Source organism: Actinomycetota bacterium (genome assembly GCA_004297305.1).
Lineage (GTDB): Bacteria > Actinomycetota > Actinomycetes > S36-B12 > FW305-bin1 > FW305-bin1.
Window position 1 is genome coordinate 1 of record SCTR01000003.1, and the last position, 11,598, is coordinate 11,598.

Below are 11,598 nucleotides of genomic sequence, written 5' to 3' on the forward strand. Positions count from 1 at the left end.
CCGACCCCAACGCCCGCCCCAACACCTCATCCAGACCCGGCTCGAAGAACGGCGCCTTCCCCTCCCCCAACGCGGCCACCTTCACCGCATCAACATCAACCCCCACCACCTCGAACCCCAGATCCGCCAAACACGCCGCATGCACCGCACCCAAATACCCCGTACCAATCACCGAAATACGCAACGACATGTCAGCGGCTCCAATCCAACGGGTGTACGGGTTTCAGGTGCGGCCGACGGACAGACCGGGAGTTTCATCTCAGCCGTACCGCGGATCGGCGATCCGGGCGGCAAAGGCATTCTTCGCTGCCGTACTGGAGAAGAAGCGCCAGTCGTTCGTTCGTAGCACCCCACGTTCGGTCGAGGTGATCGTCAGGTTGAACCAGGCGAACCCGATGATGTCGGAGTTGCGCGGATCCGCCAGACCGTCGAAGAACGAGTTGATCCACTGTGCCTTGTGGCCGCCCTCCTCGGTCGCGCCGACCTCGGCGATGAGGATCGGCTTGTTGGCCGTCGAGTCCACGCTGCGCAGCAGCGGCAGCGTCCGGCCGAAGGTGAAGTCGAACGACGGAGTATCGACGCCCCAGCGGTAGTAGCCGTCCACGCCGATCCAGTCGACGTAGTCGTCGCCGGGGTAGTACCGCGCGATATCGGTGTCGACGACACCGTTGAGAAGGACACTGTCGACCCGGTTCGGCGCCCACAGCCAGATGACGTACTGGTCGGCGCCGATGGCACGGAAGCGGTCGACCACGTGCCGCCAGGCCTGCACGTACTCACCGCGGGCGTTTGCCGGCTTCTTCTCCGACCACGGGTACCACGCGCCGTTCATCTCGTGGTCGAAGCGGATCACCATCGGCAGGCCCAGGGCCTTCACATCGCTGGCGAACTTGTCGATGTAAGCGTCGAACGAGCCGTCGATGATGTTGCTGAGCTGGTACTTCCGGTCCGCGTCGGGATCGAGCGCGAGATTGGCCGTCGACTCCCAGGTGAGCATGGGCAACGTGCCCTTCTCCCAGGCCTTCTGCACGCCGTCGGGACGGAAGTCCTGGTCCCATCCCAGGAACGTCCCGACCGCGTTGGGTTCCCGGCCGGCCTTGGCCTCGGCCTGTTCCATCTCGGTCCAGGCGTACGGCGCCTGCTCGGTGTAGACGCCGAACCATTGCCGTTGCCCGGCCAGCAGTTCCGCCTTCGTCGGCGCGTCGGGCTTGGGAGCGACGTACGGCGCGGTCGGCGTACTGGCCGGACGCGCCGGGTCGACCGGCAGCGACGTACACGCCAGCCCGTCGTCGTTGGCACGGCCCGGCGAGCCGTCCAGTCCGAACGGATCCGCGAGGTCGGCGACGTACGCCGCTTGGGCATCCTGCTGCCAGTGGAAGTCCGAGCACCGGATCCACTTGGCTGCCTTCGCAGCTGCGTTCGTGTTCGTGCCGGAGCCCTTCTTCGGCACCGGCTTGGCTCGCTTGGGTTTCGCCTCTCCGGTGGCGCTGGCCGGTGCGGGTGCCGGTGGCGGCGGCGCAGCGGCAGCTGCCGCCAGCTCCTTGTTCGCCGCATCAAGGGCAGCGTTGGCCGTCACGACGTGGGCGTCGGCGCTGAGCCTGGCGGCCTGGCTCGCCGCCAGCGCCGAACGCAGCCGGGAGTTGTCCGCGGCAAGGGAGAACGGATTGCTGATCTTCGGCTTCGCCGCTGGGACCGAACCCGACGACTTCGGCCGGCTCGCCGCGGCCGTCTTCGAGCTGAAGTGGCCAGGTGTGGTCCAGATCAGCAGTCCCACGGTCGCCAGACCGAGGACGAAGGAGGCGGCGATGATCCGCTGCCGTCGGCCGGGCAGGGACAAGGTGGGCTTAGCCACGGTAGAGAACCTCCAGGGCGATGACCGTCAGACCGATCAGGACAGGGACCGACGCCTGCCAGTTGACGCGCCGGCGGCGCGAATCCGCTTGCGGCACAGCGGCCCCGGCGGCCAGCACCGTGGTCGCGGGCGCCACGGCGACCCCACCTCGGGGGCGATCCACGATGTCGGTGGGCGCCGACCCGACGGTGTGCGTGAGCTCCGCCAGCGGATCCGATTCGCTCTGGTCGGCGCTGTAGGCGTTGGCCCGCGTCCCCCACGACCCGGCCTTCGCCAGGCGGAAGAAGCCCCAGATGCGGATCGGGAACAACATGCAGGTCGACATGACGACGAACACCGGCATCCACAGCAGGTCCGTCGGGCGCTCGTGCAGGTGCCGCAGTTGCCGGATTCCCATCGACAGCATGGACGAAACGACGGTGAAGAACGCCACCCAGGCGAGCCCGGCGCTCATCCCGTAGGTATCCAGCAGCGGGCTGTAGTAGTTGATCCCGGTGTGCGAGACGACCCGCCAGACCGCGCCGATCACCGCGCCCAGCAGCAGGAACGGCAGCACGATGTCGAGGATGAAGAACACCGCCAGCACCGGTGCGTGGCCGAGCATCCACGGCGTCATACGCATCGTGTTGTACTGACTGCCCCGGGCCCACCGCAGCTGCTGCTTGTACAGCTTGCGCCACTGCAGCGGGGCATCGGTGTAGACCAGGCTGGTCGATTGGTAGACCGTGCGGTACCCCTGCTTGAGCGCCAGGTTGGTCAGCGTGCGGTCGTCGGAAACCTCGAGGAAGACGCCGAGGAACTTCTCGTGCATGAACGCCGGCATCGCTTCCACCAGGATGGAGCGCCGGAAGGCGATGGTCCGGCCGGGCAGGCACCCCACCTGACCCAGTACGGACTGCGCCGGCATCGAGTACAGCGCCCGCGAGTTCTCCAGCCAGTCGGCCCAGCGTGTGATGAGCGAACGCCGGTAGTCAAGGATCCGCTGTTTGGTGGTCACGCCACCGACGCGCGGGTCGGCGAACGGCTTGACCAGTTCCGCGAGCGTCCCGTCGGTCCACACCGTGTCTGAATCCACCAGGACGGTGATGTCCCCCGTCGACGCCTCGGTGCCGAGTTTGACCGCGTTGCGCTTGCCCGGGATGGGCGTCCACAGATGCACCACTCCGGGCACGTCGGCGCAGACCGCCTCCAAGGCCTGGTTGCGTGGGCCGTTGATGACCACGATGACCTCGTCCGGGCGTTGCGCCACCACCCGCTCGAGCACCTCGCGGAAGAGGTCCAGCGGCTCGTCGACGACCGGAATGACCACGCTCGTGGTGGTGTCGTGTGGCTCGGTCCAGGGTCGGTAGCGCCTCGACAGCACCACTTTGAGGATCCACAGGAACCAGACGAGCAGGCAGAACACGCTGAACAAATAGAGCATGTCGTCCTGCGTGATGGTCTGCCGGAGCTGCAGGAGGAAGACGAACACGGGGACCTCCGGGGCCGCGGTGCGAGCAGGGGACAGACAGCGGTGTCCCCCGCCGTGTCGGCCGCCCGAAGCCGCGGCTGCAGCGCACGCCATCCGAACGGCGTAGCCGGAGGCCAAACGTTTACCTTCGAAACGTCGCCGTTACCCGGAATCCGTTGCGGGTGAATGGTTCTGGTACCCCCGTGATCATTGTGACTGGTGTGATCATGAGCGCTGCGGGCGGCCGACTGGACCTGCAGCGGCCACCGACATCGGCAGATGTGATGCAGCGCACCGTGATTCGGCGGCATGTCGGTCGGGAATGCGGTCCCCGTGTGGTAGGTGCAGGCTCAGTTGAGGGCCGGCTGGCCGGACACCACCGGCACGGCAACCGCCGTCACGGGAACGACCGCGGCTGGCCGGTCGACTCGAGCACCGCCATCCAGAGGTCGCCGTGCGGGTCCACCTGATTGCGTTTGCTGACCGCCAGCGGGATCGGCAGGTGGACCATCCGGCCGTGCCACCGGCCGACCACCACGCAGGTGCGGCCCGCCATGGCCGCATGAACGGCGGCATGCGCCAGCCGGACGCAGTAGACCGCGTCGTACGGGCCGGCCGGCACCGAGCGGATGGAGTACGACGGGTCGAAGTAACGCAGATTGAGTTCGGCGTTGAAATAGCGGAAGTGCTCGGCGATACGCCGCTTCAGCAGGGCCCCGACGTCGCCGAGCCGGGCGTTGCCGGACGCGTCGTACCCTGCGCCGGGCACGTGGTCCTGGCCGGCGCCCTCGGCCACGACCACGACCGCATGTCCTCGATCGGCGACGCGGCGCAGCAGATGGTCCAGGAAGCCGCCGTCGCCCTCCAGGGCGAACGGCACCTCGGGGATCAGGACGTAGTCCGCATCGTTCTTCGCCAACGCCGCGTAGCACGCGATGAAGCCGGAGTGCCGCCCCATGAGCTTGACCAGGCCCACACCGCCGGGCGCGGAGCGGGCCTCGACGTACGCCGCGCGGATGGTCTCGGTCGCCTGCGAGTACGCCGTACGGAAGCCGAAACTGTGGTCGATGTACGGGATGTCGTTGTCGATGGTCTTCGGAATGCCGACCACGGCGATCCGAGCCCCCCGCGCGCTGATCTCCTCAGCAATGCGCTGAGCGCCCCGCAGCGTGCCGTCACCGCCGACGACGAACAGGATGTCGATAGCCAGCCGCTGCAACGTGTCGACCACCTCGTCGGCGCGCTGCGAGCCGCGTGAGGTCCCCAGAATCGTGCCGCCGTGCTCGATGATCCCGGTGACCGACTGCGGTGTCAGCTCCAGCGGAAGGTGGCCGTAGGAGGGGGCCAGACCCTGATACCCGTTGCGGAAGCCCAGGATCCGCCGTACGCCGTAGTGCTGGGTGAGTTCCTGGACCAGCCCACGGATAACGTCGTTGAGACCAGGGCAGAGGCCGCCACACGTGACGATCCCGACGGAGGTGGCCGGACCGTCGAAGAACACCCGGCGCCGCGGTCCGCCGGCTTCGAACGACGGCATCGCTTCGATCGGGACACCCCGGGCGGCGGCGGTGCCGACGACGTCGTCCAGCAGGACCCGGTCGTCCTCGCCGACGTAGTGCTCGTTGGCCCGCCACGTCTCGAGCATGCCCGACAGAGGCGAATCCAGCGTGCAGTCACCGAGGGTCTGCACGTCGAGCTCGATGCCGTCGTACTGCACCGGCTGAGTGTGTCACCGGCTCGGAAGCCGCACGGGCACATCGGGAAACTAGGCCTGGCTGCTGCTTGGTTCCGTTGCGCGCGGCCGGATCGAGGCGCGGCGGCGCAGCAGCGGAATACTCGACGCGATCGCGAGCACGCCGAACAGCCGCAGCGCGAGTTCGTAGCCGCGCTCCGGCGGCGGACCCGAACCGGTCGGAGTCACCGCGGCCACGATCGCCGACATCCCGGCAAGCCCCACCGCGTTGCCGATCATGCGCAACAGGATGTTCATGCCCGTGGCGACCCCGCGCTCCGAGGTATCCACCACGCCGACGATGTGAACGGCCGCCGAGGCCGCCGACGCCCCGAACGCCGGGAAACCCACCGCGCACACCACGACCAGCGCCACCGCACTGGAATTCCAGAACGACGCGGCCAGCAGGACCGCGCCGACGCCGACGAGGCTGTGCGCCAGGACGAGGCTCGCCGGGTGACGGCCCATCAGCCGGCTCGACCAGACCGCCCCGAGGGACTGGCTGGCCATTCCCGGGACCAGAATCAGCGACGCGGCGAAGACGCCCAGTCCCAGGCCGTAGCCGGCGACTGCCGGGTCGCTCTGGGCTATCGCCGACACCGCGCCGAGGATCACGAACTGCGCCGCGCCGGTGGCCATCGATGCCAGGTTCGCGGTCAGCACCGCCGGACGCACGAAGGTCCGGATATCCACCAGCGGGTTCGCCGACCGGAGACCGACGAGCACCCACGCGCCGAGGAACACCAGGCCCGCGACGAACGACAGCACGGTGGGCGCCGCAATCCAGCCCCACGCTCCGGCCTCGGACAGCGCCAGCAGGACACCGAGCAGACCCGCGGTCAGCAGGACCGCGCCCAGGACGTCGACCCCGCCGGTCGCCACGGCCGGCCGGGCCGGCACCAGCCACAGCAGTACGGCGATGGCCAGCAACGACAGCACTGCCAGCAGCCAGAAGACCGCGTGGACGTTGCCGAAGACATCGGTGACCGCGCCTCCGACCGCGAAGCCGGCGACCGCGCCCAACGGGAACGACATCGCGAGGAACCCGATGGCGAATCGGGTGCGTTCCGGCGGAGCCAGATCCGCGGCCACCGCGATGCCCAACGGAATCGACGCGGTGCCCGGTCCCTGGATGAACCGGGCGATCAACAACAGCAGGAGGCTGTCCGTCGTCGCCGCGAGCAGGCATCCGACCGCCGCGAACGTCAGCGCCACCACGAGCATGCGGCGCTTGCCGAACAGATCGCCCAGCCGACCGAGCAGCGGGGTGGCGACGGCGCCGGAAAGGAACGCCATCGTGACGACGAGGTTGGCCGAGCCGATAGTGGTGTCGAAATGGGTGACCAGTTGCGGTACCAGGGGCAGGACGGCCGTGGTCAGTAGCGAGAAGGTGAACGGGCCGAGCGCGACACCGCAGAGGACCAGCGGGAAGGGATAGCTGCGACCGGCGGACGCGCCGCTCACGTCGCCCCCTTTCCGGGCCGGCCCCCGACCGAGCGTCACCTTACGGGTGCGCTGCCGCGCCGACGTCTGCGCTGCTGTCGGCGCTGCAGGGCCGAGGTCACAGCGGTGGTCACGTTTGAGACCGGCGCCGAGGGGCATCGCAGATCGAGCACCACCTGATCGACGAACACCGGTCATCGACACGTGGAGGCATGCCTGTGGGCATCAAGGACGAGATTCTGGCGACGTTGGACGAGGCGAAGGCCAAGGCCACCGAGGCGCTGGAGCAAGCCGGAGACCAGGCGAACGAGTCGGACACCCCACCTGAGAGCCCCGCCGCATCGGACCGGCTCCACGGCTGACCACCGGGACAGAGCTGACCACCGGGACAGAGCCGCCGTTCGAGCGTGACGACCCCGACGGCGGGCAGGCACGGCGGCAGAGAACGCGACACCAGAGGGACATGACAGCGAACAGGGAGGAATCGTCGTGAAGCGACTGATCGTCTTTGGAGCGGGGGCGGCGGCGGGGTACGTCGCCGGCGCGCACGCCCGCCGGCAGCGGTACGAGCAGATCGTGTCGTTCGCGCGGCAGGCGATACGACGGCTCCCCGGCAGTAACCGCTCGGCCGATTCCGGACCGCTGTACGCGGAGACGGTGCTGGAGTTCGAGACGCCGGTGGTCCACTCCGTGCCGGATGAGTCGGTGCTGGCTGCTGACGACGCGGTGGACCTGACCGGCTCCCCGTCGGACCGCTCCGGGTCCGGCTCTCGGCAGACGCCGCTGTAGTACCGGACCCTGCTCTGCAGCGTCCAACGGGTGGTGCGGCGCAGCCGCCCCGCAGCGCGCCGCAGCGTCCAGCCGGACCGCCGGTGCCGGAACTAGCGGGCGGTCAAGATCAGCGGGCCTTCCGCGGTGATCGCGATGGTGTGTTCGGAATGCGCACCGCGCGAGCCGTCGGCGCTGCGCAGCGTCCAGCCGTCCTCGTCGGTGACGATCTCGTCGGTCCCGCGCAGGAACCACGGCTCGATCGCGATCACCAACCCGGGCTTCAACACCAGCCCGCGACCGGGCCGGCCGTCGTTGCTGACATGCGGGTCGCCGTGCATCGTGCGCCCCACCCCGTGCCCGCCGAACTGGAGGTTCACGCTCAGTCCGTCGGCGTGCGCGACCGCGCCGATCGCGGCCGACACGTCGCCGAGCCGGTTGCCCACCGTCGCAGCGGCGATCCCGGCGTCCAACGCCCGCACCGTCGTGTCGATCAGGTCGAGGTCGTCCTGCCGAGCAGTTCCCACGACGACCGACACCGCCGAATCCGCGACCCACCCGTCGACCGAGGCCGCGAAGTCCAGCGACAGCAGATCACCGTCGCGCAGCCGGTAGTTGTGGGGAAGCCCATGCAGCACAGCGTCGTTCACCGACGTACAGATCACCTTGCCGAACGGCGAGGCGCCGAAGGAGGGGTGGTAGTCCAGATAGCAGCTGGTCGCTCCCGCCTCGCGGATCATGTCGTGCGCCAGCCGGTCCAGGTCGAGCAGATTCACCCCGACGGCTGCGGCGGCACTGGTCGCTTCCAGGACGCTGGCCACGAAGCGGCCGGCCGGACGCATCTGCTCGATCTCCGCCGCAGAATGGAACTCGATCACGCGCCGAGCGTAGTGCGGTGAAGCCGGCCGATCGCGGCTCGGTCAGCGCACGCGCCAGGAGCTGGTGACCAGACCCACTTGCCCCGGCACCGAGCTCACCGCGACGCGGTAGGTGCCCGGTGCGGTGTGCCAGCGCGTGGACAGCGTCGCCCGCTTGGCCTTGGCCTTCGCCGCGACGACCCAGCGGCCGTCCTTCTTCTGCTGCAGCCGGACCAGTTGACCCTGCGCTTGCTTCAGCGTGACCTTGACGGCGGCCTTGGAGCGCTTCACCTTGAGCGCGGGCGACGAGAAGACCACGACGGGCATGGTCGCGACACTCAGCGACCAGGACGCGCTGATCTGTGTGGTGGCCGGGATCGGCACCGGTGCCGCTGCCATGCCGTTGCCGTCCAAGGTGACGACCCGCGTCGAGGTCACGCCCCGGGTCACCGTGGTGATGGTCACCAGCTGCCCGGCGGGGGCGCTGCCATCAGAACGCCGGCCGATCGCCAGCACGATCGCCTGCCCGCCCGCGGTGACCACCGACCGGTCCACGACCATGCTCAGCGTGCTCGAGACCGCCCCGGGCGCGCCGGAGACCGGGATCGACGCCAACGTGAGCACGCCGAATCCGTAGTCGTTGTCGCGGCCGGCGGGCCCGGCGTCGCGAGCGGTGGAGGTCAGGACGGCGCCCGCCGCGGTGCCGAGCGCGCCGGGATGGATCGACAGCCAGAGCGCGGCCGCCGCGGTGACGTGCGGTGCGGCCATCGACGTACCGGACATGAACTGGTAGCCGCCCGGCACGGTCGACAGGATCTGTTCGCCCGGAGCCGCCAGGTCGACGTACGAGCCGGCGGTCGAGAACGGCGACACCGCACCGGCCGGACCGATCGAGGCGACGGCGAGCACGCTGGGGTACGCCGCCGGATACGACGTCGGGCTGCCGTAGCTTCGCCCGTTCCCGGAGGCGGCGACGACCAGTACGCCACGACTCTGCGCGTAGGCCATCGCATTGGCCAGCACGCTGCTGGACGTCGGGCTGCCCAGGCTCAGGTTGATGACGCCCGCGCCTCGGTCGACGGCGGCGACCACGGCGCTTGCCGCATCCGAGATGTATCCGGCGCCGTTGGCGTCGAGGACCCGCAGCGGCAGAATCGTGACCTTGTCGGCCTCGCCGGCGATGCCCACGTCGTTGCCGCGGGCCGCCGCGACGACACCTCCCACATGGGTTCCGTGACCGTTCTGGTCGGCCCATCCGGCAGTCGCACCGGCGTTGGCCGGGTCCACGTAGTCGATCCCGGGAAGCACTCGTCCGGCCAGTTCCGGATGGGTCCCGTCGACGCCGGAATCGATCACGGCGACGGTGACACCCGCGCCGCGGGTCGTGGTAGCCGCAGCGTCGACAGCCAGACTCGCCATGTCCCACTGGTACCCGGTGAGGGGATCAACGGTGGTGTTCTGCTCGGCGCCCGATACCGCGGTCAACGGCAGGACCCGCGAACGCTCCTCGGTGACGTCCGCGAGCAGCTCCGTGCGGGCATCCACGGCGACGGCCAGCACACCCGGAACCTCTTGTGCCGCTGCGATGGCGGCCGGCGCCGCCGCGACGGTCGTCGTCGTCGTGTCGATGTCGGGCTTGCCCTCGCCGTCGACGCGCCAGGTGGCCACTCGCACCGCAGTGCGGTCGTTGACCGGGGCTGTGTCGCCGGTCCCGCTCGCGGCGTCGGCGAGAGCGTCGTCGAGCAACTCGCTCGGCGCCGCGGTCACCGTGTGGTCCGGCGCGGTCCAGCTGTGGTCGGCCGCCACGCCATGGTCGACCGACGGGCGCTCGCCGGGGCCGCTGGCCTGCGCCCACGCGGTGCCGCTACCGAGCGGGCCGACGATTCCGCCAACGATCACGCCGACGGCCATGGCCGTGGCGGCAGCGACGGTCCACGGTCTGCGGTGGTGAGTGGTCTCCCCCATGGCGTCGAGGATTCCCGGCCGCGGTCACTGACCGCAACGGGCCTCTCACCTGATCGGCGGCGACCGAACGGACAGGGTGTGATCGCCTCGGCCTAGTCGCGTCACGGCCTGTCACGACCTGACCGCAAAGCAGCAGATTTCTGCTGCTTTGCGCGCTGGCGCTGTGCAGTCAACCGCGATTGCGGCCGGCAGCGGGTGGGTAGCACGGACGTGCCGGACACCGACGTACCGGCGTACCTGGGGAGTCACGATGTGCGAGCGTCCTGCGGGCCACCCCGGCCGCCACAGTCATCCCGTCGGCAACCAACCGTTGGCATCCCATGATCGCTGACACGGCGATGTCCGACGTCTACGCGGAACTCAACGCCGCGGAAGCCCAATTGGCGCACGCCCGAGTCGCCTGGCATCTGGCCGAACGTGCGGTGGCCCGCTTGGAGAAGGCGCTCGACGACGGCGGGGGCGCGAGTCGTACCCCGGAACGGATCGCCGAGCTGGTGGCCGCGGTCGGGGCGGCGGCGCTGGCCCGCCGACGCTACGACGACGCGAACCGGATTCTCCTCACACTGCATGACCGGCGCCGCGGGGATTCGGGACCTCCGCTGACCACGCCGCCGCTGACCACGCCTCCGCTGGCCTGGGGCGTGCCTCCCGTCGAGTAGGGGTGGCCGAGTGTGTGGCGGCGCACCGGTATGTGGCGGAGCGCGTCCGAGGTGAGCTGCGGCCGCCGTCGGAGTGGTGCGGCTCGGTGCGCTAGTCGAGCACGACCCTGACGAGTGCGGCGACGGCGATGAAGGCGGCGCCCTCGGCAGCGGCAAGGCCGGTACGGGTCCACAGTTGCCGTACGGTCCAGCGGGTCTGCCCGACCGGGACTACCGCGACCACCACCACGATGGCCAGCCCCAGCGCTACGACGGCCCACAGCGGCATGGACACGAAGATCAGCAAGATGACCAGTGCGTAGCCACCGGTGATCAGGAGCGGAAGCCGCCGCAGGTCCGCTACCCCGTGACCGTCGTACAACTGGCTGGATTGTGGGCTCATTGCCGACCACCTTGTCGGAAGCGTGTCGTCGTACGGCGATTCGTCTCGACGTGGTGATGCCCGCCCGGCGCGCTTCGTACCGCGAGACTCGGCCAGCGGTTGGCTCGTACCTGCGCCCGCCGGACGCCTTCGGACCACGGCCTGACCCGGGAGCCTTGCGCCGCGGCCGGGAGCTCATCCACAGGTCCAATAGTGGTTGTCCACCAGTGAGTTTCTGGCCTGCGTGGTTGTCGGTGGGGGTGGCTAGGTTCGGGGCATGTTCGATGTGGTGCCGGGTCCGGGGTTGGCTGCGCAGTTGGGCGTGGTCGAGGTGGCGGGGCTGTCCGATGCCGGGGTGCTGGACTACGTGGCCGCGTGTGACCGGTTGGAGGCGTGGGTGGCGGCGCGGCGGATGGTGGCGATGGCGACGTTCGCGCATCGCGGTGACGCGGAGGGGTTGGGGATCTTCCCGTTGCCTCGCCCCGCTGATCCGGAGCTGCTGGGCGCCGGC

Annotated in this window: 11 protein-coding genes; 3 read left to right on the forward strand and 8 right to left on the reverse strand. The window is 69.6% G+C overall.

Annotated features, from left to right (window positions below; all coding sequences use genetic code 11):
• From EPO13_01505 to EPO13_01525, 5 genes are all read right to left on the reverse strand, one after another.
• Positions 1-190: UDP-glucose 6-dehydrogenase (locus EPO13_01505; protein TAK70943.1), on the reverse strand; the 190-nt coding region annotated here is incomplete at its 3' end.
• 69 nt (positions 191-259) lie between these two features.
• Entirely contained in the window at positions 260-1,852 is a 1,593-nt protein-coding gene (locus EPO13_01510) for a hypothetical protein (GenBank protein TAK70944.1), read from the reverse strand.
• A complete protein-coding gene (locus EPO13_01515; protein ID TAK70945.1) occupies positions 1,845-3,323 on the reverse strand; it encodes a glycosyltransferase in 1,479 nt (492 codons plus the stop codon). The genes EPO13_01510 and EPO13_01515 overlap by 8 nt, the downstream gene beginning before the upstream one ends.
• 376 nt (positions 3,324-3,699) lie before the next feature.
• Entirely contained in the window at positions 3,700-5,019 is a 1,320-nt protein-coding gene (locus EPO13_01520; protein TAK70946.1) for an ATP-dependent 6-phosphofructokinase, read from the reverse strand.
• 48 nt (positions 5,020-5,067) lie between these two features.
• On the reverse strand, positions 5,068-6,675 hold the full coding sequence (locus tag EPO13_01525) for an MFS transporter (GenBank protein ID TAK70947.1): 1,608 nt from the start codon (positions 6,673-6,675) through the stop codon (positions 5,068-5,070).
• A gap of 291 nt (positions 6,676-6,966) precedes the next feature.
• On the opposite strand from EPO13_01525, the gene EPO13_01530 reads away from it, so the two are divergent.
• Positions 6,967-7,266, forward strand: a complete 300-nt coding sequence (locus tag EPO13_01530; GenBank protein TAK70948.1) for a hypothetical protein — start codon at positions 6,967-6,969, stop codon at positions 7,264-7,266.
• A gap of 92 nt (positions 7,267-7,358) precedes the next feature.
• Here EPO13_01530 and map read toward each other — a convergent pair whose 3' ends face one another.
• A complete protein-coding gene (gene map / locus EPO13_01535; GenBank protein TAK70949.1) occupies positions 7,359-8,123 on the reverse strand; it encodes a type I methionyl aminopeptidase in 765 nt (254 codons plus the stop codon).
• Between the two features lie 42 nt (positions 8,124-8,165).
• On the reverse strand, positions 8,166-10,067 hold the full coding sequence (locus EPO13_01540; GenBank protein TAK70950.1) for a hypothetical protein: 1,902 nt from the start codon (positions 10,065-10,067) through the stop codon (positions 8,166-8,168).
• A gap of 320 nt (positions 10,068-10,387) precedes the next feature.
• Between EPO13_01540 and EPO13_01545 the strand changes: the two genes are divergently transcribed.
• Complete coding sequence (locus EPO13_01545; protein TAK70951.1) at positions 10,388-10,726, forward strand: hypothetical protein; 339 nt, start codon at positions 10,388-10,390, stop codon at positions 10,724-10,726.
• Positions 10,727-10,817: 91 nt separating this feature from the next.
• Here EPO13_01545 and EPO13_01550 read toward each other — a convergent pair whose 3' ends face one another.
• Positions 10,818-11,108, reverse strand: coding sequence for a hypothetical protein (locus tag EPO13_01550; protein ID TAK70952.1), 291 nt, complete (start codon positions 11,106-11,108; stop codon positions 10,818-10,820).
• A gap of 256 nt (positions 11,109-11,364) precedes the next feature.
• Here EPO13_01550 and EPO13_01555 point away from each other — a divergent pair.
• Positions 11,365-11,598 (forward strand): hypothetical protein (locus tag EPO13_01555; GenBank protein ID TAK70953.1); only part of this gene is annotated, 234 nt, incomplete at its 3' end.